The sequence below is a fragment of the Streptomyces sp. NPDC059092 genome, assembly GCF_042756365.1.
Lineage (GTDB): Bacteria > Actinomycetota > Actinomycetes > Streptomycetales > Streptomycetaceae > Streptomyces.
The window spans coordinates 25,181-47,190 of sequence record NZ_JBHZEJ010000071.1 but is presented as its reverse complement, the minus strand read 5'-3'; the positions used below and the strand labels follow the sequence as shown (position 1 = coordinate 47,190).

Here is a 22,010-nt window from a genome sequence, read left to right as displayed (position 1 = left end):
TTTTGGTTTTGGGGGGGGTGGTTTTTGTTAATACGCTCCTGTTGGTATTTGGTCCTTGCGGCACCCCGTTTGCGCCGGGCCGGGTGGGGCCCCCGTAAGCCTTACGGGGCCCGCACGGTTCGTACGCCCCGGGGCGGCCCCGTCACACCGTGACCGGCAGTCCTTCCAGCCCCCGGATCACGAAGTTCGGCTTGCGCACCGGCCCCCCCGCCGGGCGCAGGCCGGGGGCCAGGTCCAGCAGCGCGGAGAGCGAGGCCGCCAGTTCGATACGGGCCAGCGGGGCGCCGACGCAGTAGTGGATGCCCGCGCTGAAGGAGATGTGCGGGTTGTCCCGGCGGGAGAGGTCCAGTGTCTCCGGGGCCGGGAAGACCGCCGGGTCGTGGTTGGCCGAGCCGAAGAGCAGGGCGACCTCGGCGCCGCGCGGCACGGTGGTGGTGCCGATCTCGATCTCGTCGAGCACCCACCGCTCGAAGAGCTGGAGCGGTGTGTCGTAGCGCATCAGCTCCTCCACCGCCGTGGGCAGCAGGGCCCGGTCCGCGCGGAGTGCGGCGAGCTGGCCGGGGTTGCGGAACAGCGCGTGCCAGCCGTTGACCGTGGCGTTCACCGTCGCCTCGTGTCCGGCGTTCAGGAGCAGGGCGCAGGTCGCGACCATCTCGGCCTCGGTCAGCTTCTCGCCGTTGTCGTGGGCCGCGATGAGACCCGAGATCAGGTCGTCGCCGGGCTTCTCCCGGCGCGCCGCGACGAGTTCACGCAGATACGCGGAGAACTCCCGTGAGGCGGTGACCGCGCGGCGGGCCGTCTCCTCGGGCGGATTCAGTTCGTACATCCCGCAGATCGCCGCCGACCACGGGCGCAGCAGCGGCCGGTCCGCCTCGGGCACGCCCAGCATCTCCGCGATGACCGCGACGGGCAGGGGCTCGGCGACGGCCGTCAGCAGATCGCCGCCGCCCTCCGCCACCAGCCGCTCCACCAGGGTGCGGGCGAGCCGCCGTACGTACGGGGCGAGTCGCTCGACGGTGCCCGGGGTGAACGCCTTCGACACCAGCCGCCGGATACGGGTGTGGTCCGGGGGCTCCAGCTCCAGCATCCCCTGGTCGTTCAGTTCGTGGAACGGCTCGTGTCCGGCCGGCGGCGGGTTCCTGCCGAACTCCTCGTGCGTGAAGCGGTGCCCGTAGGAGCGGCCCAGCCGCCGGTCGCGCAGCAGCGCGGAGACGTCCGCGTGGTGCGGGACGAGCCACTGGTCGCTCGGCTCGTAGTAGTGGGCCCGGCCGCGGGCCCGCAGTTCGGCGTAGGCGGGGTACGGGTCGGCGAGGAACGCGGGAGACCCAGGGTCGAAGTCGGGCATGCCAGGACCGTAACCGCGGGCGGCGGTCCGGCACCAGGGGCGGCCTTACGCGCGGGCGAGTTCGCGGCGCAGCCGGGTGAAGGGGCGGGGGCGGTTCGCGGAGAGGACGGCCGTGGGTCTGCCGTCGCGTTCGTAGACGGCGAGGAAGTCGCCCCGCGCCGGTTCGCCCTCCAGGACGCGTACGGTGTCGGTCGGCGCGCGGCGGCCGGCGAACTGTACCCGTACGCCGTACTGGTCGGACCAGAAGTAGGGCCGTCCCGTGTACGTGTCGACCGTGCGCCCCGCGAGGAGGTTGCGGACGGCCACGGACGGCTGTTCGACCGCGCTGGTCCAGTGTTCGGCCCGTACGTGCGCGCCCAGTTCCGGCTGGTGGACCCGGGCTACATCGCCGACGGCGACGACATGCGGCGCTCCGGTCACGCACCCCGCGTCACAGAGCACACCGTCGTCCACGGCGAGCCCGGAGCCGGCCAGCCAGTCGGTGCGCGGTGTGACACCGATGCCGACGACGACCACCTCGGCCGGGAGTGTGCGCCCGTCGGCCAGTTCCACGGACTCCACCCGGGTACGGCCGTGCAGCGCCACCACCCCCGCGCTGCACAGCAGTCGCGTACCGCGCAGGCCGTGCAGCGCGGCGAGCGCCGCCGCCATCTCGGCGCCGAGCTGGGGCAGGAGCGGCATCACGGCCGCCTCGACCACGCTGACGTCGTGGCCGAGTCCCCGGCAGGAGGAGGCGACTTCGGCGCCGACGAAGCCCGCGCCGATCACCACCACCCGGCGTGGCCCCGCGTGCAGATCGGCCCGCAGCGCCAGGGCGTCGTCGAGGGTGCGCAGTGTGTGAACGCCTCGCGGTGGCCGTCCCGTCCTACCGGGGAGGGTGCGGGCGGCGGCGCCGGTGGCGAGGACGAAGCCGTCGGCCCGGACCCGGCGCCCACCGGCCAGGGTGACCTCCCGTGCCCGCGGGTCGAGGCGCGCGGCGCGCTCGCCGAGCAGCCACTCGACGTCGAGCGTGCCCTCGTCCTCCGGTTCGAGCAGCCGCTCGGGGGCGGGCTCCTTCTCCTCGGTGAGGAACCGTTTGGAGAGCGGTGGGCGGTCGTACGGCCGGTGGCTCTCCTCCCCGATCACGGTGATCCGTCCGTCGTACCCCTGGTCGCGCAGCGCGCGTACGGCGTGGAGCCCGGAGAGCGAGCCGCCGATCACGGCGACCGACCTCATACGGCGCTGCCCTCGACCGTGGCGACGGCGACGGCGACGGCCACGATCACGGTTGCCGGAACCGCGACGCCGGCCGGAACGACAGCGGTCTCCGGAACGACAGCGGTCTCCGGGACGGCGACGCCGGCAAGAGCGGCCGACACCGCCGGCAGGACGCAGATGACACCGTCGACGATCTCGACCCGGTGGGTTCGGACCGGCCTGCGCGCGGGCAGGCAACTCGGCGCGCCGGTGCGCAGATCGAACGAGGCGGCGTGCAGCGGACATTCGACCTGGCAGTTCTCGACCCAGCCCTCGGAAAGGGAGGCATCCTGGTGCGTGCAGGTGTCGTCGATCGCGTAGAACGCGCTGTCGGTGTGGAACACGGCGATGGGTGGTTCCGTACCGATGCGTACGGCTTCGCCCTCCGGCAGATCTTCAAGACGGCAGACGGGAATCACAGGCCCCCCTCACGCGAATGAATATCGTACGGTTGTTCATGACGCATCGCGAGGCGCGATGCGCAACAGAATCCTGGCCGAACGCCCGGCCGTCAAGGGCTTCCAGAACTTCCGGAAAACGACGGCCGGATCGGATCGCCGGTGGATGGGATCGGAAACATGGCGGACACAACTGAAGAGACGAACGAGGGAAAGCGGGGGCCTTCGGGGTCCGTCCAGTCGGTCGACCGCGCGGTGAGCGTGCTGGAGATCCTGGCGCAGCACGGTGAGGCCGGAGTCACCGACATCGCCGACGAGTTGGGTGTCCACAAGTCGACCGCGTTCCGGCTGCTCGGGGTGTTGGAGAACCGGGGGCTGGTCGGCCAGGAGAAGGACCGCGGGAAGTACTACCTCGGCGCCGGCGTCCTGCGCCTGGCCGGCGCGGCCGCGCTGCGTCTGGACATCTCCCAGGAGGGGGTCGGGGTGATCAGGGCGCTGGCGGAGGAGACCGGGGAGACGGCCAACATCGCGATTCTGGACAGCGACGCCGCGGTCAACATCATGCAGGCGCGCGGGCCCGCCGCCGTCACCGCGCACAACTGGCTGGGGCGGCGCTTCGCGTTGCACGCGACGGCCACGGGCAAGGTGCTGATGGCCCATCTCCCGAAGGAGCGGCGCGAAGCGCTGCTCACGGAGCCGCCCACGCGCTTCACCGAGCGGACGGTCACCGATCGGGCCGCCCTGCGGGCGGAGTTGGCGACCGTGGCCGAGCAGGGGTACGCGTGCACGACGGAGGAGCTGGAGAGCGGGCTCAACGCCGTCGGGGCCGAGGTCAGGGCGCACGACGGCTCGATCATCGGAGCGATCGGGGTGTCCGGGCCCGCCTACCGCATGACCGGCGACTCGCTGCCGGGGACGGTCAAGAAGGTGGTGGAGGCGGCCCAGGAGCTGTCGCGCCGTATGGGGCACAGCGCCTGAACCACCATCTGACGAGCCGTCATATTTTGCCTGCGGTCGCGCCGGGACCGGTGAGCAGCACTTCCCCGGGGGTCTTTACCTGTCGTTAACCGGGCGCCCTTGACACCCCCTGCCGCCGTTCTCAGGATGTCTCACATAGCGCAACACGCACCGCACCGCGCAACAAGAAGGCGGGGTGGTGTGGCCGGCGCCCGCTGTCCGGCCACAGCCCCGCCGTGCCCTCGCACCGTCGCGCCCACCCCCTACGCCTCGCACGCTCCGGGTCCCTCGCACCCTCCGCGAACCCCACGGTTCGTGATCCGCGCATGCTCCGTGTTCCTCGCACGCCTCGTGAATTCCGTACGCTCCGTGAACCCGTACAGCGCACACCCCTGAACGCACCGATCCGAGGAGGGGTATGTCCCGCACGCCCACCACCGCAGCGCGCGTCGTCATCATCGGCGCCGGCATCGTCGGCTGCTCCCTCGCCGACGAGCTGACCTCCCGCGGCTGGAGCGACGTCACCGTACTGGAGCAGGGCCCGCTGCCCGCCCCCGGCGGTTCCACCTCGCACGCCCCCGGCCTGGTGTTCCGGACCAACCCCTCCAGGACCATGACCGAGTTCGCCGTCTACACGGCCGAGAAGTTCGCCGGGCTCGATGTCGACGGGCTGCCCTGCTTCCACCAGGTGGGCGGGCTGGAGGTCGCCACGACCCCCGAGCGGTGGGCCGATCTGCACCGCAAGGCCGGCCACGCCGCCTCCTGGGGTGTGGACGGCGAGCTGATCACTCCCGAGCGGTGCGCCGAGCTGTGGCCGCTGCTCGATCCCGGCCAGGTTCTCGGCGGCTTCCACACCCCCGGTGACGGTCTGGTCCGCGCCGTGCTCGCCTGCCGGGCGCAGACCCGCCGGGCCGAGGAGCGCGGTGCGCGCTTCCTGGAGCGGCACACCGTGACCGGGATCGAGCGGACGGACGGCAGGGTCACCGGGGTCGTCACCGACCGGGGGGCCTTCCCCGCCGATGTCGTGATCTCGGCGGCGGGCTTCTGGGGGCCGGTCATCGGCAGGCTGGCCGGGGTGCCCGTACCGCTGCTGCCGCTGGCCCATCAGTACGTGCGGACCGCCCCGCTGCCCGAACTGGACGGCGTCAACGATCCGCGTACGGAGGCAGGCCGGCCGATCCTGCGCTTCCAGGACGCCGATCTCTACTTCCGCGAACACACCGACCGGATCGGCATCGGCTCGTACGACCACCGTCCGCTGCCCGTCGACCCGTTCACCCTGCCCGCCTACGACGACGCCGAGGTCATGCCGTCCTCGCTCGCCTTCACCGAAAACGACTTCGCCCGCGGCTGGGAGCGGTCGGCGAGGCTGCTGCCCGCGCTCGCCACGTCCCGTGTCGAGGAGGGATTCAACGGGGTCTTCTCCTTCACCTCCGACGGCATGCCGGTCCTCGGTGAATCCCGTGAGCTGCGCGGATTCTGGCTGGCCGAGGCCGTGTGGGTGACCCACTCGGCCGGGGTGGCGAAGGCCGTCGCCGAGTGGCTGACGGACGGGCGGCCCTCGGTCGACGTCCACGAGTGCGATCTCCACCGCTTCGAGGACGTCCAGCTCTCCCCCGGTTACGTGGCCGAGCGGGGCGCGCGGCAGTTCGTCGAGGTGTACGACATCGTCCATCCGCTCCAGCCCGCCGAGCGGCCCCGGCCGCTGCGCGTCTCGCCCTTCCACGCCCGCCAGCGGGAGTTGGGGGCCGTGTTCCTGGAGAGCGGCGGGTGGGAACGGCCGCACTGGTACGAGGCGAACGCGCCGCTCGCCGCCTCGGTGGACGTCCCCGTACGCGACGCCTGGTCGGCCAGACACTGGTCGCCCATCGCGGCGGCCGAGGCGCGCGCCACCCGCGAGAGGGTCGCGCTGTACGACATGACACCGCTGCGAAGGCTGGAGGTCACCGGCGCCGGCGCCCTGGACTTCCTCCAGCGCATGACCACCAACCAGCTCGCGAAGAGACCCGGGGCGGTCACCTACACCCTGCTGCTGGACGGGGCCGGCGGGATCCGCAGCGACCTGACCGTCGCACGCCTCGGGGAACGGCACTTCCAGGTCGGCGCCAACAGCGCCCAGGACCTCGACTGGCTGCTGCGGCACGCACCCGACGACGTGCGGGTCAGGGACGCCACCTCCGGCACCTGCTGCGTGGGGGTCTGGGGGCCGCTCGCCCGCGCGCTGGTGCAGCCGCTGACCCGCGACGACTTCTCGCACCGGGCGTTCGGCTACTTCCGGGCCGGGCGGACCTGGATCGGGGACGTGCCGGTGACGGCGATGCGGCTGAGTTACGTCGGCGAGCTGGGCTGGGAGCTGTACACCGGCGCCGACACGGGGCTACGGCTGTGGGACACCCTGTGGGAGGCCGGGCGGGACCTCGGGGTGATCGCCGCCGGGCGCAGTGCCTTCGACAGTCTCCGGCTGGAGAAGGGGTACCGCGCCTGGGGCCAGGACATGACGACCGAGCATGACCCGTACGAGGCGGGCCTCGGCTTCGCCGTCCGGATGGACAAGGGTGACTTCACCGGTCGTGACGCGCTCGCGGGCCGCTCGGCGCGAAGCCCCGGGCGCAGGCTGGCGTGTCTGACGCTGGACGATCCGGCGGCGGTGGTGCTCGGCAAGGAGCCGGTGTACGCGGACGGTTCGGTGGTCGGGTACGTCACCAGTGCCGGGTACGGCTGGACGGTCGGCAGGACCGTGGCGTACGCCTGGCTGCCCGCGGCCCACGCGGTGCCGGGGACGGCCGTGTCCGTCGAGTACTTCGGTGAGAAGGTCCCGGCGACGGTGACCGAGGAGCCGCTGGTCGACCCGGGGATGTCCCGCATCCGCCGCTGACACCACGCCGGATGTCCCGCGCCCGCCGCTGACACCACCCGCTGACCCACGGCCCCGCCCTGGAGGAACGTATGGCACCGACGTACGACGTGATCGTCCTCGGACTCGGCGGTATGGGCTCGGCCGCCGCCTACCATCTCGCGGCGCGCGGCGTCCGGGTGCTGGGCCTGGAGCGGTTCGGCCCGGTCCACAACCGGGGCTCCAGCCACGGCGGTTCACGGATCACCCGGCAGTCCTACTTCGAGGACCCGGCGTACGTGCCGCTGCTGCTGCGCAGTTACGAGCTGTACGAGCGGCTGGAGCGGGACACCGGGCGCGAGGTGGCGACACTGTGCGGCGGTGTGATGGTGGGCCGCCCCGACAGTCTCGCCGTGTCGGGGTCGCTGCGCTCCGCGCTCCGGTGGGGCCTGCCGCACGACATGCTCGACGCGAAGGAGATCCGGCGCCGCTTCCCGACACTGACCCCGCGCGACGACGAGGTCGCCCTCTTCGAGGCACGGGCGGGTCTGGTCCGCCCGGAGAACACGGTCGCCGCCCATGTCCAACTGGCCACGCAGGCGGGCGCGGAGCTGCGTTTCGAGGAACCGGTGACCCGCTGGGAGGAACTGCCGGGCGGCGCGGGTGTACGGGTGCACACGCCCGAGGAATCGTACACAGCGGGCCAGTTGGTGATCTGTCCCGGCGCGTGGGCACCGGAGCTGCTGGCGGATCTGGGGGTGCCGTTCACCATCGAGCGGCAGGTCATGTACTGGTTCCGGCCGGAGGGCGGCACCGCACCCTTCCTCCCGGAGCACCATCCCATCTACATCTGGGAGGACGGGGACGGTGTGCAGGTGTACGGCTTCCCCGCCATCGACGGCCCCGGCGGCGGCGCCAAGGTCGCCTTCTTCCGCAAGGGCACGGTGTGCACCCCGGGGACCATCGACCGGACCGTACACGCGGACGAGGTCGAAGCGATGGCCTCGCACATGCGCCGCCACATCCCCTCCCTGCCGGGCGCCTTCCAGCAGGCGGCGACGTGCATGTACTCCAACACCCCCGACGAGCACTTCGTCATCACCCGACATCCGGCGCACCCGGCGTCCGTGGTCGTGGCCTGCGGTTTCTCCGGGCACGGCTTCAAGTTCGTCCCCGTGGTGGGGGAGATCGTCGCGGATCTCACGCTCACCGGCTCCACCGGTCACCCCATCGAACTGTTCGATCCGCGCCGGCTCTCCGCCGCGACCGCCTGAGAGGCAGAACCACCATGACGACCTCGCCCCCGTCCATGGAGAGCGGCACGTCCCCGAGCCTGATCTCCACGCTCCCGGGCCACTCCTACACCGACCCCGGGATCTTCGCGCTGGAGCAGGAGAAGATCTTCGAGTCGCTCTGGTTCTGCGCGGTGCGCGGCGCCGATCTCGCCGGGCCCGGCGCGTTCCGCACCGTACGGATCGGCCGCGAGTCGGTGCTCGTCACCCGCAACAGGAAGGGTGAGCCACGCGCCTTCCTCAATGTGTGCCGGCACCGGGGAGCCCGGCTGTGCGCGGAGGAGTCCGGCGTGGTGCGCCGCAACCTCCAGTGTCCGTACCACGCCTGGACCTACGACCTGGACGGGAAACTGATCGCGGCGCCCAACCTGGTGAAGATGCCGGACGTCGACCGGGTCGCCTACGGGCTGCGGCCGGTCGCGCTGCGGGAGTGGCTGGGGTACGTGTGGCTGTGCCTGGCCGAGGAGCCGCCGTCCTTCGAGGACACGGTGATGGGGGCGGCGGTGGAGCGGCTGGGCGACGCCGCGTCCATCGAGCGCTACCGCACCGAGGAGCTGGCGCTCGGCAAGCGCATCACCTACGACGTGCGGGCCAACTGGAAACTCATCGTCGAGAACTTCATGGAGTGCTACCACTGCGCCACGATCCACCCCGAACTCACCGAGATCCTACCGGAGTTCGCGGAGGGCTTCGCCGCCCAGTACTACGTGGGGCACGGGGCGGAGTTCGCACCGCAGGCGCGGGGCTTCACGGTGGACGGCAGCGCGGGCCCGGGCCGGCTGCCCTCGATCGCCGAGGAGCAGGACCGGCGCTACTACGCGATCACCGTGAAGCCGGCCGTCTTCGTCAACCTGGTCCCCGACCAGGTGATCCTGCACCGGATGTTCCCGCTCGCCGCGGACCGTACGGTCGTCGAGTGCGACTGGCTGTACGCGCCGGAGGTGGTGGCCAGGGGCGAGGACCTGTCCCAGTCGGTGGAACTGTTCCACCGCGTCAACGTCCAGGACTTCGACGCCTGCGAGCGCACCCAGCCGGGGATGAACTCCCGGGTCTACCGCGAGGGCGGGGTGCTCGTCCCCTCCGAGCATCACATCGGCGCCTTCCACCACTGGGTGACGGAGCGGCTGGGGAACCGGCCGGGCTGACAGCCCCGGCGCGGCCGTCGGGGCAGGTCGGTCGGATCAGGTCGCGGGAGCGGTGGCGCAGGCCGGGTGGCCCCATCCTTCGGGGTTCTTGGCGATGGACTCGCCCGCCGCGTAGGAGCGCCCGCAGCGGCAGCGGCCGGGGAACTTGGCGTTGAGGGTCCTGCGCGCCCCGGACTTCGACGCGGACGCACCGCCCGCCTTCGACGCCGTTCCCGTACGGGAGGAACCGGCCCTGCGGGCGCCCGGCGACCGTACGGTGTCGGGCGCGGCCGGGGGCTGCGGGGAGCCGTGCTCGGTGCCCGCGGCCCGCTGGGCGACGGCTGCCTGGCTCGCGGCGCGGTCGGCGAAGTCGTTGAGCCGGTCGCCGTCGACCTGGTGCGCGGGAACGTAACGGAACTCCACGGACCGGCCGCCGAGCAGGGAGTCGATCCGCGCGACCAGTTCCTGGTTGGCGACCGGCTTGCCCGAGGCGGTCTTCCAGCCCTTGCGCTTCCAGCCGGGCAGCCAGGTCGTGACGGCCTTCATCGCGTACTGGGAGTCCATCCGGACCTCCAGCGCGACCTCCGGGTCCGTGGCCGTCAACAGCCGCTCCAGGGCGGTGAGTTCCGCGACGTTGTTCGTCGCCGTGCCCAGCGGTCCCGCTTCCCAGCGGACGGGGGTCTCCTCGCCGTCCGCGATGACCCAGGCCCAGCCGGCGGGCCCGGGATTTCCTTTCGACGCCCCGTCACACGCGGCGATCACACGTTCAGCCATGCCGCAGATCATGCCAGGCTCCGGCCCGCCGGACGCCGGGCCCCCTCACGGGCGGGCCCGGAATCAGCCGGCCCGGGAGCGGCCCGGGGGCCGGGGCGGGGTCAGGAGGCGGATCCCCCACCGGGTCCCCCACCGGATTTCCGGGTGGATCCCGGGGTGGATCCCGGGGTGGGGAAGGTTTCCAGGAGGCGGGGCGGGGCGGCCTGCTTCCAGGAGTCCACCAGGATGTCGTACAGCTCGTCGCGATCGTCCAGGGCACGCAGCCGCACCCGGACCCACGCGGAGGCCGCTTCGTGGGCCGGCACCCAGAATTTCTCCGGCTCGGCGGCGATCAGCTCCGCCCGCTCGTACCGGGGGCAGCGGACCGCGAACGACGTCTCGTCGTCCGGGACGGTGATGAACATCTTTCCCGCGACCCGGAAGGTCGGCATGGACCAGGCTTCCTTCTCCACCGTCTCCGGCAGGGACAGCGCGATACGGCGAACATCGTCGGAATCAATCACACGCGTCAGCGTAGACGGGGGCACTGACAGCCGGGCGGTACGCGGGGACGGGCGCCGCGCCACGCCCCGACCCCCGCCGTCCGGCCGCGGAAATCTCCGTCCGGCGGCAACCTTTCGCACGGCCGCGCCGACTGAGGGGGAAACCACCCCTCCGACGAAGGATGTCGCACGGTGCCCATTCCTTTCGATTCCCCCTCCCCCGCCGTGCGCCCCGGGTCACGGCTGTGGCGCCGTACGGCGCTCCTCTCCGCCGCGGTCACGGCCGCCGCCGGCCTCGGATCCGCCACCCTCGTGGTGCCCACGAGCGCGGCGACCGGCCCGGCGCCCGGGACGCCGCCCGCCGTCGCGGCGGCCACGACACGTACCGTCGCCGCCGACGGCTCCGCGCAGTACCGCACGGTCCAGGCCGCCGTCGACGCCTCCGCCGCCGGTGACACGGTGTCGATCGCCAAGGGCACGTACCGGGAGGTCATCAACGTCCCGACCTGCAAGAAGGGGCTGACGGTCAAGGGTGCCACCGGCAACGCCGAGGACATCGTGATCACCTACGACAACGCCTCGGGCACCAAGAAGCCCGACGGGTCGACGTACGGCACCGCGGGCAGCGCCACCGCGACCTTCTCCGCGAGCGACCTCACCGTCACCGGGGTGACCATCCAGAACACCTGGCTGCGGTCCGAGCACCCGGAGATCACCGACACGCAGGCGGTGGCCGTCAACGCGCAGGGCGACCGGCAGCTCTTCCGCAACGACCGGTTCATCGCCCACCAGGACACCGTCCTCAACTGGGCGCCGTCCGCCACCGGACAGTACCGCCAGTACTTCCGCAACTCCTTCATCAGCGGTGACGTCGACTTCATCTTCGGCAACGCGACCGCCGTCTACGACCGGGTCAACATCACCCTGCGCGACCGGGGCGCGGCGGCCGGCGGCAACAACGGCTATCTGTCGGCGCCGAACACCAACGCGGCGAAGAAGTACGGCTTCCTCATCACCGGTTCGACCATCAGCAGTTCGGCGGCGGCCAACACCTTCTCCCTCGGCCGCCCCTGGCACCCCACCTCCGACGCCGTCGGGCAACTGGTGATCCGTAACACCGCGCTGCCGGCCGCGGTGCGGATCGCCGCGCCGTGGGCGGACTTCGGCAGCTTCCCGTGGAAGTCGGCGCGCTTCCACGAGTACGCGAACACCGGTCCCGGCGCGACCGTCAACGCCAACCGGCCGCAGCTCACAGCGGCGCAGGCCGCCGAGTACACCGCCGCCGCGTACCTGGCCGGGACGGACGGCTGGAACCCGGTGAACTGACGGACGGGCCGGAGGCGGCCGACCGGGCGCGCTCCACCACGGGTTGCCCGATTCGCGCTCTTGACCGGGTCATGCCATGCCCTCAGGATGTCCCGCACACGGGCGGAGCCCCCACGCCCCACCGCTCAAGAAGCCTCGCCGCTCCGCTCCCCCACACCTCCACACCCAGGAGCCCCCATGCGACTGCGCATCCGCGGAAGCGGCGCCGTCCGCCGCAGACGGACCGTGACCCTCACCGCCCTCGCGCTCACCCTCGCCCTCGGCGCCGGTGCCACGGCCAACGGCGCCGACGACACCCCCTCGGCCGCCGCGGCCAGGGCCACCGCCGCCGAAGACCTCCAGCAGTACGAGATCCGGGCACACACCACCTCCACGACCCGCACGGCGCTCGCGGCGACCGGTGTGACCATCGACGAGGCGGACGGTGAGACCGTGGTGGTCTCCGCCCGCGCCGCCGAGGTCCGGAAGCTGCGCGCGCTGGGGTACGACCCCACTCCGCTCGGAGCCGTGCCCGACCGCTCCGCCGACGGCGACGCGGTGCCCTTCGACTTCCCCTCGGCCGACTCGACCTACCACAACTACGCCGAGATGACGAGCGAGATCAGCTCCGTCATCGCGGCGAACCCCGGCATCGTCAGTCAGCGGGTCATCGGCACCTCGTACCAGGGCCGCAACATCGTCGCCATCAAGATCAGCGACAATGTCGCCACCGACGAGAACGAGCCCGAGGTCCTGTTCACCCACCACCAGCACGCGCGTGAGCACCTCACCGTCGAGATGGCGCTGTACCTGCTCAAGAACCTGACGTCCGGATACGGCACCGACTCGCGCGTCACCGGCATCGTGAACAGCCGCGAGATCTGGATCGTGCCGGACCTCAACCCGGACGGCGGGGAGTACGACATCGCCACCGGCTCGTACCGGAGCTGGCGCAAGAACCGCCAGCCCAACTCCTCGTCCAGCGCGGTCGGTACGGACCTCAACCGCAACTGGGCCTACCGGTGGGGCTGCTGCGGCGGCTCCTCCGGCACCGCCTCGTCCGAGACGTACCGGGGCGCCGCCGCCGAGTCCGCGCCCGAGGTGAAGGTCGTGGCGGACTTCGTACGGAGCCGGACCGTCGGCGGCACCCAGCAGATCAAGGCGGCGATCGACTTCCACACCTACAGCGAGCTGGTGCTGTGGCCCTTCGGCTACACCACCGCGGACACCACCACCGGAATGACCGCGGACGACCGCAACGCGTTCGCCACCGTCGGGCGGAAGATGGCCGCGAGCAACGGCTACACCCCGGAACAGTCCAGCGACCTGTACATCACGGACGGCTCGATCGACGACTGGCTGTGGGGTACGCACAAGGTCTTCGCGTACACCTTCGAGATGTATCCGTCGTCGAGTTCGGGCGGCGGCTTCTACCCGCCCGACGAGGTGATCACCCGGGAGACGAGCAGGAACCGCGACGCGGTGCTGCAACTCCTGGAGAACGCGGACTGCATGTACCGCTCCATCGGCAAGGAGTCGCAGTACTGCTGACGGCATCCCCATGACGGGCGCGCCGGCGGCGACGTACCGCCGGCGACGTGACCTCCGGCCGAGGGCGGGGGGGCGTGCCCCGGGGGGGGGGCGGCGCTGTCGGCGGGGTGGGGGGGGGGGGGGGGGTGCGCCCTGTCGCGGATCCCCGGCGGCCGTCGCGGAGTCGGGGCGTCCACCGCCGGACGTACGACACCGGCCAAGTGTCCGGCCTCACGCGCCACTTGCCGCCATTCGCACACATGTCCCGGGCGATCGGGGTAGCGTCCCGATCCGAACGGACAGTCGGGCAAGCGGTGAAGGAGGCGGGCATGACGGAGCCATCCGATCACACGCGGCCCGGACGACGTACGGTGCTGGAACCGACGCATGTCATGCGCCGCCGGCGGCCCCGCGCGCTCTCCGACTTCAGCGAGCTCTTCCGGCCGGAGGACACCGGATCCGGATCCGAGGGACCGGAGGACGGCCGGGGCGAGGGCTGGGAGCACGTTCCGCTGGGCGAGAGGTCGTCCAGGCCGCCGAAGCCGCCGAACGCGTCGAAGCCTCCGGGGGCGTCCTGGGAGTCCCGCAGGGGCCGGGCGACCCCTGGCTCCTCCCAGGACACCACGGACACCGAGGAGTTGCCGCCCGTTCCCGCTCCTGGCGGTGAGGGCGGACGGAGCACCGCGGCAGGCCGGCCGCGCGGCGCCCGGTTCACCGTCTTCGCCGCCGTGGCCGCCGCCGGGGTGGTGGGCTTCGGGGTCGCACTGGTCCTCACCTGGGGCGGCACGGACGGCACGAGCGAGGCCGCCGAGCCGGCCCCTTCCCCGCCCACCACCGCGCCGCCCACCACCGCCCCGGCCCCCGACGCCCCGCCCGCGGCCGGCCCCGCCGACCCGGGCGAGGTCGCCCCCGTACTCCAGGAGGGCGACAGCGGCCCGGAGGTGAGCGACCTTCAGGAGCGGCTGCTGCGCATCCCCAACGTCTACGAGGGCGGCAGTGTCAGCGGTACGTACGACACGGCGCTCACCGAGGCCGTCGGCCGGTTCCAGCTCTGGTACGGAATCCGGGGCGACGAGACCGGCGTCTACGGCGACGACACCCGCGGCGACCTCGAATCCCGTACCGGCTCCTGACCGGCCGGGCCCGAACCGCTCGCACACCGCGCGGCGCCCGGGCCCGTACGCACACCGTCCGTGTCACACCGCGTCGGCCAACTCCGCTATCTGGTCGGCGAGATGCGGATCGGGGTGAGGGACGCTGCCGAACTCCTCGTCCCTCTCGATCGTCAGCCGCTGTACGGCCGCGCGCAGCGCGGGGCTCGGCGGGCGCCGCGGATCCACCGCCGTCGCACGGCCGAGGGTCAGCCGGCCGGCCGACGGGACCGTCCGGCCGGCGTCGAGGTCGGCGGCCTGGCCGGCCCAGTGCGCCGCGTCCCGGCGCTCGCCGCGGGCGAGATGGAGCAGGTGGAGGCAGTAGGCGGCCGTGGGGTTGCCCGCGCCCGCCGCGAACTGCCACCAGAACTGGGCGCCTTCGTGCCATCCGGCCAGATTGAGCAGGCAGGCGAAGTGCAGCGCGCCGTCCGGTTCGATACGGCGGGTGTTGGCGAGCCGGGCGAGCTGCCCGGCGGCGTCGATACCGTGCAGGGCGCGGGCCGAGAGGGCGTGGAGGTCCGTTCCGGCCTGGTCGTGGACGGTGGGGAGGAAGCCGCCGGGGGCGGCCGGCCCGCTCCGGGCGATGCCCGCCCGGCGGGCGACGGCGCTGTCGTACATCAGGGTGTCGGCGACGGTCCTGGCGATCTGCCGCCTGGAGACCGCCAGGTCGTAGTCGGCGAACGCGTCGGGGATCACGGCGTCCGTCAGAACGTCGTCGATGGTACGCGGGGACTGTGGCCGCATGCCTCTACTCCTTCTCCTCGTCGGTGGCCGTGTGCCGGGGCAGGCCCAGTCGCTGCGCGATCCGCCGTTTGGCCAGGCGCCGGTGGGAGCGGACCGTGTCGCGTTCGACGCCCATGATGCGGGCGACCTTGCAGGACGGATAGCCCAGCACGTACAGCAGCACGATCACGTCGTACTGCCGCTCGGGCAGGGAGGCTATGGCGGTGTAGAGGCCGAGGGCGGTCTCCATCACCTCGAACCGGCTCCGCACCGAGGCGAGTACGTCGCGGGCGGCGCGCTGGAACGCGGCGGTCTCCACCATCTGCGGGTCCAGGCCGGCCAGCCGCAGATGGGTGTCGACCCGTGCCTTCAGCAGCGCCCAGGCGTACGCCTCCGGGCTCGGCGTCCGGATGACGCGCTGCCAGTTGAGCGCGAGGTGCGCGAAGCAGCTCCGCACCACGGCCGTGGCCGCCGCCCTGTCCCCGAGCATCGTGTGGGCGTAGTTGAGGTACGCCTTCACGTAGAGGTCGTGGAACGCCTCCAGGGCGGGAGGCAGGCTGTACCGCACCTCGGCCAGGTACTCGCCGAGGTCGTCCCGCTCGTCCGGGGACGGGAGTTCCGCGTTCACGGCTGGACCTCCTCGTCACGGGCCGCGGGCGCGAGGGTCGCGCCCCGGGCGCCGGCGCGGTGGTGGTCCTCCACCAACGCGGCGGCTCCCACGCGCACCCCGGCGCGCAGCAGGCACCGGGTCAGGCGTCGCAGGTCCGGGGCGAAGACACGCACGGCGGTGGTGAACACCAGCAGAGCTAAGACGTCGTCGGTCGTCACGGCTTGTCCTTCTTCTTCTGGACAGCACCGCCAACCCCCGCCGGTGCTGGAGGACTTCGGTGTCCTCAAGAGGCAGGATTTCCGACCGGGACGGTCAAACGTGCAACGCGAACCCAAGAAAAAAATACGGAAAGCGACGCTCCCTTTACATCCAGGCACACGCGCCTCTCACGCAACAACGCCACGCGACCGCGCGAACACCCTCGGACACCGCTCCCGCCTGCACCGTTGCCACTCCGGCAGAGTCGCGCCGGGCGGCGCCCCGGCTCGCGACCGCCCGGAAACCGATCACGATGTGATACAGAACACACAACACCGAATCGCGGCCGGACATCGGGCACGCCGGCACACCGAGCGCGGGGACCGGGGGCCGCGGCCAGGCCCGGGGCCGCTCAGCCTCCCGGCGCGAAGCCGCCCGTCACCTCGGCCGTGACACCGGAGGAGACCGCCCGTGCCGTGTAGCGGTCGTCCTCGGCGTTGCGTCCGCCCTCGTCGTGGTTGTACTGGCCCGCGAAGACGTGCTCGCCGGCCGGTACGGTCGCGCCGTCCCGCAGCGTCCACCGGTAGACCAGCGCGCCGTCGCGCACACGGACGGAGACGGTGAAGTCCTGCTCGGGCAGCGACCGCCAGGAACCGGCGTCCTCGATCCCGCCGGTGGCGGCGACCCGCAGCTCCACGGTGAGCGACGTCAGCGGCTGCCCGGTCCGGAGCGTGATGTTGCTCTGCGCCCAGTAGGCGTTGCTGTGCGGGTCCACCACCCCGCCCGACCGCAGGAAGCCGCTCCGCGGGGTCGGGGAAGGGCCGGCCGAACCGGCCGGGGGGCGGTCCGGGACGGCGGGCGGGGTACGCGTGTCCGGCGGGGCGGCGGGGCGCGACGTCCCGGCCGTGGCGTGGTCCTCCGGGCTCCGGCTCGGCGACTGCTCCACCGGGGCGTGCGGGGGCGGGACGCCCGGGGCGGACTCCGCCGACGGTCGCGCCGGTTCCGGGGAGGCGGCCACCGTCTGGTTCGCCGCGCCCTGGGTGGAGACGAGCGCGAGCGCTCCGACGCCGAGCGCGCCGGCCGCCGCGGCCGTCACCACGGCCACGCGCAGCCAGCCCGCCGGACGGAGGGGCTGCGGGGCGCGCCCGGCCGTCCTCGGGCCCGCCATGCCGCGCTCCACGCGTGCGAGCATGTGCTCCCGGTCAGGACGGTGCTCACCGGCCGCCTCCCGCAACCGCGCGGGCAGGTCGTCGTCCACCATCAGCCCCTGCCTCCTTCGGTACGGTCCGCCGCCACCGTGGCACGCACCCGCTGCGCCGACGCCCCCGGGCCGAGCAGCCGTTGCAGCTCCGCCATCCCCCGGGAGGTCTGGCTCTTGACCGTACCCACCGAGATGCCGAGGGCCAGCGCCGTGTCCCGTTCGGAGAGGTCGAGGGCGTGGCGCAGCACCACGCAGGCGCGTTTGCGGAACGGCAGGCGCCGCAGTGCCGTCCGTACGTCGAGCACGGCGGGCACGTCGGGGCCGTCGAACCGGTCGCCGCGCTGTGACCAGAACAGCGCGACGCGGCGGCGCTCCCGCACGGCGCTGCGGATACGGGACTTGGCCAGGTTCGTGACCACCCCGCGGGCGTACGCGACGGGGTGGTCGGCCGCCCTGACACGGTCCCAGCGGCGCCAGAGCGCGAGCAGGGCGTCCGAGGCGAGATCGTCGGCCGTGTCGGCCTCGCCGGTCAACAGGTAGGCGAGCCGGGAGAGTTCGGCGTAGTGCCGTTCGAAGAACTCGTGGAATTCGGCGCTGGTGGGATCGTCGACGGCTGTGCCCACGATGCCGCTCCTTGTCTGCTTCCCGCTCGGTCACCGGCCGGGTCACGGCACCGAGATGCGGAGCGTAGCAGCGGGATCGGCCGAAGGCCCCTCCCGCTGCGCCCGGTCCGGGTCGTCTGCCTCACACACCGTCAATTACCGGCCAGTTCTGCCGCGTTGACGATTTTCCGGTCGCTGTCCGCCCGTGGGGACGGAGACCCCCTGGCGCGTACGGTGTCGCACGCGTACGCGCCAGGGGGCGGGCTCCGCGGCGCCCCGGACACCCGCAGGTGCCGGCGCGCGGCGGTCAGCGGTGGGCGGGGGTCAGCGGTGGGCGAACCAGCTCGCGGCGGGCAGGAGCTTCGTGTCGTACCCGAAGAGCGCCTGGTTCTCCCAGGCGTTGCCCGAGGACGGGTCCTGCGGGTCCCAGCCACTGCCCTTCACCGCGGTCCAGGCCGGTTCCCAGTAGACGATGCCCAGACCGCGTCCGCCCGGGACCGCCTCGACGACGTTCATCACGTCCCGGAGGTTGGCGGCCTGGCCGGCGGGGGTGGCCGGGTAGCCGGGCGCCAGTTGGCCGCTGGTCGCGATGTTGTTCTCCAGGAAGTCGCCGTTGGCGAGGGTGCTGGCGTACGCCGTCTCGGCGACGAGCACCGGCTTGCCGTAGCGGGCGGACACATCGTCCAGATTGGCCTGGAGCCCGGAGAGCGGTCCGTGCCAGTACCCGTAGTACGAGAGGGCGATCACGTCGAAGGGCACCTGCCGGGCCACCGCCTGGTCGAACCACCAGCGGGTGCCCCCGTTGTCGCCGCCCTTGGCGAGATGGAGCGCGATCTGTGTGGAGGAGGAGACGGCCTTCGCGGCCTGGGCGCCGGAGGTCAGCAGGCCGGCGAGCTGGGTCCAGTTGTCGGTGGAGCCCTCGGGCCAGAGCATGCCGCCGTTGATCTCGTTGCCGATCTGGACCATGTCGGCCGTGGTGCCCTGCGTCTTGAGGGCGTTCAGCACGTCGTAGGTGTGGTTGTAGACGTCCGTACGGAGCTGGCTGTACGTGTGCGAGGCCCAGGCGGCGGGCTTGGGCTGCTGGCCCGGGTCGGCCCAGCGGTCCGCGTAGTGGAAGTCGATCAGCACCTTCATGCCCTCGGCCTTGGCCCGCTTGGCCATGGCGAGGACACGGGCCTTGTTGTTGTAGCCGTCGGCCGGGTTCACCCACACCTTGAGCCGTACGTAGTTCATGCCCGCGCCGCGCAGCAGGCCGAGCGCGTTGCCGCTCTGCCCGCCCGTGCCGCTGTAGGTGGCGCCGAACGCCTCGTTCTTCGGGAGGGTGGAGAGGTCGCCGCCCTTGATACTCAGGCCGGTGGTGCCGGGCGCGAACGTCAGGTCGTCGAAGTTGGCCCACTCCCCCGCGCGCGCGTCGGAGTTGAGGCTGACGGTGCAGGCGCCGCCGGTCACCCGCACCGAGGTCACGACACGGATCCACGCGCCGTCGGCGGTGGGCGGCAGATCCGTACGCTGCTCGGCGCCGCCGCAGTTGCGCAGGGCGATGTACGTGGAGTTCTGGCCGCCGCTGGAGCGGACACGGGCGCTGAGTGTGTACGTACCGTCGGCCAGGCCCGTCAGGTACTGGTAGGTCTCGACCTTGTACGCCGAGGCCGCCCAGTGGGTGAGGCGGCGGCTGCCGCTGGAGCCGCCGCTCTCGGTGAACGAGGCGGCGTTCTGCCCGGCGGCCGAGTAGGTGGACCAGCCGGTGGGGGTGGCGGTGCCGGTGGCGTCGGACTCGAAGCCGGGGTTGGTGAGGGTCGTGGCGGCCTGGGCCTGCTGCGCGGGCAGCGCGGTCAGGAGCAGCGCGCCGAGTGCGGCGGTGGTGGTGGCTCCGAGTCGGGTGCGCCAGGTGCGGTGTGCGAGGTGCATCGTCGATGTCCCTTCGACCGATGGACGGACAGGCGGGTGTGTCCCGGTGGTGCTCGGCAATACCGTTGTGGTGCTCGGTGGTGCGTGTGCGGCTCGGTGGTGCGCGTGCGGTGCGGTGGTACGTGTACGGCAGCCTGTCCCCGGGCCCGGCGCGGCGGCGCGGGCCCGGGGGAGGCGGCGCTCAGTCGTCGAGCTTCACGACCCGTACGGCTCCGGCCGGCAGGGCGAGACCGCCCGAGGCCCGTTCACCGGTGAGGAGTTCGGTGCCCGCGGCGGGCAGCGGCACCTTGGCGTCCGTACCGGTGTGGTTGATGGCGAACAGGTACTCGCCGCTCTCCCCTGACCGGCGTACGACCTCGACGTCGTGCGGCAGTTCGGCGCGCGGCGCGATCCCCGCGTCGTCGGCGGCGGCGCCGAGGACCGTGTCGAGGGCGCCGGGGGCGAGCCGGGTGGAGACGTACCAGGCGGTGCCGCGGCCGAGGCGGTGGCGGGTGACGGCAGGGTGACCCGCGGCGAGTCCGTCGGCGTAGGTCCAGACCGTCTCGGCGCCGCGCGGGACGACGAACTCGCTCCACAGGTCGGCGGTCAGCTCCGCGCCGTCGGCCGCCGTGATCCGGACGCGCTCACCCTCGCCGAGCGGGGAGAACTCCTCGACGGTCAGGCCGAGGACGTCGCGCAGCACGCCGGGGTGGGCGCCGGGGTGGACGGCGTCGTGCTCGTCGACGATGCCGGAGAAGTACGAGACGACGAGGGTGCCGCCGTTCTCGACGTAGGCGCGCAGGTTACGGCCGGTCTCCTCGGTGGCGAGGTAGAGGGCGGGCACCACGACGAGCGGGTAGCGGGAGAGGTCGGCCTCGGGGTGGGCGAAGTCGACGGTGAGGTGGCGGTCGTAGAGCGCCTCGTAGAAGGAGTCGGCGCGCTCGCGGGCGTCATGGTCCTCGCTCGGCCGCCATTCGAGGCGCTGCGCCCACCAGGACTGCCAGTCCCAGACGACGGCGGCGTCGGCGACGGTACGGGTGGAGCGTACGGTGGCGAGGCTGTCCAGGTGGGCGCCGAGGCCGACGACCTCGCGCCAGACACGGCTGTCGGTGCCGGCGTGCGGCACCATCGAGGAGTGGAACTTCTCGGCGCCGCGCCGGGACTGGCGCCACTGGAAGAACAGCGCCCCCTCCGAGCCGCGTGCCACGTGGGCGAGGCTGTTGCGGGCCATCTGGCCGGGCGCCTTGGCCGGGTTGCGGGGCTGCCAGTTGACGCCGCTGGTGGAGTGTTCGAGCAGCAGCCAGGGAGAGCCGCCTGCCACGGAGCGGGTGAGGTCGGCGGCCATGGCGAGGTTCACGTGGGTGCGGCGGCCGTCGGTGATGAGGTAATGGTCGTTGGTGACGAGGTCGACCTCGCGGCCCCAGGCCCAGTAGTCGACGGACTCGCACTGGCTGAGGGCGGTCATGAAGTTGGTGGTGACGGGGATGCCGGGGGCGAGCCGGTGGAGCAGGTCGCGCTCCCGTACGAAGTTCTCGCGCATCGTGGCGTCGGCGAAGCGCGCGTAGTCGAGCCGGTGGGCGGGGTTGCACACGGTGGGGGTGGCCCTGGGCGGCTGGATCTCGTCGAAGGAGCCGTAGCGCTGGCCCCAGAAGGCGGTGCCCCAGGCGTCGTTGACCGCGTCGAGGTCCTGGTAGGTGGCGCGCAGCCAGGCTCGGAAGTGGTCGGCGCAGGTGTCGCAGTAACAGGCGCTGACGGGGACGCCGTACTCGTTGTGGACGTGCCACAGTGCCAGCGCGGGGTGGGATCCGTAGCGCAGGGCGAGCTGTTCCGTGATGGCGGCGGCGGCCTCGCGGTACGCCGGTGAGCTGTGGCAGATCGCGCCGCGTGAGCCGAACGCGTACCGCGTGCCCTCGCGGGTGACCGGGAGCGCGTCGGGGTGGTCGCGGTAGAACCAGGCGGGCGGGGCGACGGTGGGGGTGCCGAGGTCCACCCGTACGCCGTTCTCGTGGAGCAGGTCGATGACCCGGTCCAGCCAGCCGAAGTCGTACCGGCCAGGTTCCGGTTCGAGCAGCGCCCACGAGAAGATGCCGACCGACACCAGGTTGACGCCGGCCTCGCGCATGAGGCGGACGTCCTCCTGCCAGACGGCCTCCGGCCACTGCTCGGGGTTGTAGTCCCCGCCGAACGCGAGCCCCGGCAGGCCCTCGGGTGCGGTGTGCGGCATGGATTGCCTCCTGTGGTGCGGTACGGCCGGCGAGCGGACAGGGCCCTCGTGTGCGTCGGGTGTGGGAACGTGCACACATCGCAACGGGCCCGGTAGATCCAACATAACCGCACAGGAACAACCATTGACAAGTGTCCG

Annotated in this window: 18 protein-coding genes and 1 pseudogene; 7 read left to right on the top strand and 12 right to left on the bottom strand. The window is 72.4% G+C overall.

From position 1 onward, the window contains the following. Window positions 1-142: 142 nt before the first annotated feature. The 3 genes and pseudogenes from ACFXPL_RS30585 to ACFXPL_RS30575 form a co-directional block, all read right to left on the bottom strand. Window positions 143-1,345: a cytochrome P450 gene (locus tag ACFXPL_RS30585; protein ID WP_384925699.1), complete on the bottom strand. Its 1,203-nt coding sequence runs from the start codon at window positions 1,343-1,345 to the stop codon at window positions 143-145. Window positions 1,346-1,390: 45 nt separating this feature from the next. Continuing rightward, window positions 1,391-2,560: an NAD(P)/FAD-dependent oxidoreductase gene (locus tag ACFXPL_RS30580; protein ID WP_384925697.1), complete on the bottom strand. Its 1,170-nt coding sequence runs from the start codon at window positions 2,558-2,560 to the stop codon at window positions 1,391-1,393. 152 nt (window positions 2,561-2,712) lie between these two features. Beyond that, window positions 2,713-3,000, bottom strand: a pseudogene (locus ACFXPL_RS30575) (bifunctional 3-phenylpropionate/cinnamic acid dioxygenase ferredoxin subunit); the annotation flags it as partial. A gap of 159 nt (window positions 3,001-3,159) precedes the next feature. On the opposite strand from ACFXPL_RS30575, the gene ACFXPL_RS30570 reads away from it, so the two are divergent. The 4 genes from ACFXPL_RS30570 (at window position 3,160) to ACFXPL_RS30555 (ending at window position 9,206) form a co-directional block, all read left to right on the top strand. After that, entirely contained in the window at window positions 3,160-3,957 is a 798-nt protein-coding gene (locus tag ACFXPL_RS30570) for an IclR family transcriptional regulator (protein ID WP_384925695.1), read from the top strand. Between the two features lie 397 nt (window positions 3,958-4,354). Beyond that, a complete protein-coding gene (locus ACFXPL_RS30565) occupies window positions 4,355-6,811 on the top strand; it encodes an FAD-dependent oxidoreductase (protein ID WP_384925693.1) in 2,457 nt (818 codons plus the stop codon). 71 nt (window positions 6,812-6,882) lie between these two features. Beyond that, entirely contained in the window at window positions 6,883-8,043 is a 1,161-nt protein-coding gene (gene solA / locus ACFXPL_RS30560; RefSeq protein ID WP_384925691.1) for an N-methyl-L-tryptophan oxidase, read from the top strand. Between the two features lie 14 nt (window positions 8,044-8,057). After that, window positions 8,058-9,206, top strand: a complete 1,149-nt coding sequence (locus ACFXPL_RS30555) for an aromatic ring-hydroxylating dioxygenase subunit alpha (protein ID WP_384925689.1) — start codon at window positions 8,058-8,060, stop codon at window positions 9,204-9,206. Window positions 9,207-9,242: 36 nt separating this feature from the next. Here ACFXPL_RS30555 and ACFXPL_RS30550 read toward each other — a convergent pair whose 3' ends face one another. Together ACFXPL_RS30550 and ACFXPL_RS30545 are read right to left on the bottom strand one after the other, a co-directional pair. Next, a complete protein-coding gene (locus ACFXPL_RS30550; protein WP_384925687.1) occupies window positions 9,243-9,971 on the bottom strand; it encodes a ribonuclease H in 729 nt (242 codons plus the stop codon). Window positions 9,972-10,060: 89 nt separating this feature from the next. After that, on the bottom strand, window positions 10,061-10,462 hold the full coding sequence (locus ACFXPL_RS30545; RefSeq protein WP_384925685.1) for an MmcQ/YjbR family DNA-binding protein: 402 nt from the start codon (window positions 10,460-10,462) through the stop codon (window positions 10,061-10,063). A gap of 171 nt (window positions 10,463-10,633) precedes the next feature. Here ACFXPL_RS30545 and ACFXPL_RS30540 point away from each other — a divergent pair, with 171 nt between their 5' ends. From ACFXPL_RS30540 to ACFXPL_RS30530, 3 genes are all read left to right on the top strand, one after another. Further along, window positions 10,634-11,767: a pectinesterase family protein gene (locus tag ACFXPL_RS30540; RefSeq protein WP_384925683.1), complete on the top strand. Its 1,134-nt coding sequence runs from the start codon at window positions 10,634-10,636 to the stop codon at window positions 11,765-11,767. Between the two features lie 177 nt (window positions 11,768-11,944). After that, on the top strand, window positions 11,945-13,297 hold the full coding sequence (locus ACFXPL_RS30535; protein ID WP_384925681.1) for a M14 family metallopeptidase: 1,353 nt from the start codon (window positions 11,945-11,947) through the stop codon (window positions 13,295-13,297). 308 nt (window positions 13,298-13,605) lie between these two features. Then, window positions 13,606-14,409, top strand: a complete 804-nt coding sequence (locus tag ACFXPL_RS30530; protein WP_384925679.1) for a peptidoglycan-binding protein — start codon at window positions 13,606-13,608, stop codon at window positions 14,407-14,409. 63 nt (window positions 14,410-14,472) lie between these two features. Here ACFXPL_RS30530 and ACFXPL_RS30525 read toward each other — a convergent pair whose 3' ends face one another. From ACFXPL_RS30525 to ACFXPL_RS30495, 7 genes are all read right to left on the bottom strand, one after another. After that, window positions 14,473-15,171, bottom strand: a complete 699-nt coding sequence (locus ACFXPL_RS30525; RefSeq protein WP_384925677.1) for a hypothetical protein — start codon at window positions 15,169-15,171, stop codon at window positions 14,473-14,475. A 4-nt stretch (window positions 15,172-15,175) separates the two neighbouring features. Continuing rightward, a complete protein-coding gene (locus ACFXPL_RS30520) occupies window positions 15,176-15,778 on the bottom strand; it encodes a sigma-70 family RNA polymerase sigma factor (RefSeq protein ID WP_384925675.1) in 603 nt (200 codons plus the stop codon). After that, complete coding sequence (locus ACFXPL_RS30515; protein ID WP_384925673.1) at window positions 15,775-15,948, bottom strand: hypothetical protein; 174 nt, start codon at window positions 15,946-15,948, stop codon at window positions 15,775-15,777. Before ACFXPL_RS30515 ends, ACFXPL_RS30520 begins: the two co-directional genes overlap by 4 nt. A 422-nt stretch (window positions 15,949-16,370) precedes the next feature. Then, entirely contained in the window at window positions 16,371-17,219 is an 849-nt protein-coding gene (locus ACFXPL_RS30510) for a hypothetical protein (RefSeq protein ID WP_384925671.1), read from the bottom strand. Next, window positions 17,219-17,782 carry a SigE family RNA polymerase sigma factor gene (locus ACFXPL_RS30505; protein ID WP_384925669.1) on the bottom strand — a complete coding sequence of 188 codons (564 nt, stop codon included), beginning with the start codon at window positions 17,780-17,782 and terminating at the stop codon, window positions 17,219-17,221. Before ACFXPL_RS30505 ends, ACFXPL_RS30510 begins: the two co-directional genes overlap by 1 nt. Before the next feature lie 303 nt (window positions 17,783-18,085). Beyond that, complete coding sequence (locus ACFXPL_RS30500; protein ID WP_384925667.1) at window positions 18,086-19,669, bottom strand: arabinogalactan endo-beta-1,4-galactanase; 1,584 nt, start codon at window positions 19,667-19,669, stop codon at window positions 18,086-18,088. 181 nt (window positions 19,670-19,850) lie between these two features. After that, window positions 19,851-21,872: a beta-galactosidase gene (locus tag ACFXPL_RS30495; protein WP_384925665.1), complete on the bottom strand. Its 2,022-nt coding sequence runs from the start codon at window positions 21,870-21,872 to the stop codon at window positions 19,851-19,853. Between the last annotated feature and the right edge of the window lie 138 nt (window positions 21,873-22,010).

What these genes read in the sequence shown, in the direction of transcription:
- ACFXPL_RS30585 (WP_384925699.1), bottom strand. Translation starts at nt 1,345, where the DNA reads ATGCCCGACTTCGACCCTGGGTCTCCCGCGTTCCTCGCCGACCCGTAC.
- ACFXPL_RS30580 (WP_384925697.1), bottom strand. Translation starts at nt 2,560, where the DNA reads ATGAGGTCGGTCGCCGTGATCGGCGGCTCGCTCTCCGGGCTCCACGCC.
- ACFXPL_RS30570 (WP_384925695.1), top strand. Translation starts at nt 3,160, where the DNA reads ATGGCGGACACAACTGAAGAGACGAACGAGGGAAAGCGGGGGCCTTCG.
- ACFXPL_RS30565 (WP_384925693.1), top strand. Translation starts at nt 4,355, where the DNA reads ATGTCCCGCACGCCCACCACCGCAGCGCGCGTCGTCATCATCGGCGCC.
- solA (WP_384925691.1), top strand. Translation starts at nt 6,883, where the DNA reads ATGGCACCGACGTACGACGTGATCGTCCTCGGACTCGGCGGTATGGGC.
- ACFXPL_RS30555 (WP_384925689.1), top strand. Translation starts at nt 8,058, where the DNA reads ATGACGACCTCGCCCCCGTCCATGGAGAGCGGCACGTCCCCGAGCCTG.
- ACFXPL_RS30550 (WP_384925687.1), bottom strand. Translation starts at nt 9,971, where the DNA reads ATGATCTGCGGCATGGCTGAACGTGTGATCGCCGCGTGTGACGGGGCG.
- ACFXPL_RS30535 (WP_384925681.1), top strand. Translation starts at nt 11,945, where the DNA reads ATGCGACTGCGCATCCGCGGAAGCGGCGCCGTCCGCCGCAGACGGACC.
- ACFXPL_RS30530 (WP_384925679.1), top strand. Translation starts at nt 13,606, where the DNA reads ATGACGGAGCCATCCGATCACACGCGGCCCGGACGACGTACGGTGCTG.
- ACFXPL_RS30525 (WP_384925677.1), bottom strand. Translation starts at nt 15,171, where the DNA reads ATGCGGCCACAGTCCCCGCGTACCATCGACGACGTTCTGACGGACGCC.
- ACFXPL_RS30510 (WP_384925671.1), bottom strand. Translation starts at nt 17,219, where the DNA reads ATGGTGGACGACGACCTGCCCGCGCGGTTGCGGGAGGCGGCCGGTGAG.
- ACFXPL_RS30500 (WP_384925667.1), bottom strand. Translation starts at nt 19,669, where the DNA reads ATGCACCTCGCACACCGCACCTGGCGCACCCGACTCGGAGCCACCACC.
- ACFXPL_RS30495 (WP_384925665.1), bottom strand. Translation starts at nt 21,872, where the DNA reads ATGCCGCACACCGCACCCGAGGGCCTGCCGGGGCTCGCGTTCGGCGGG.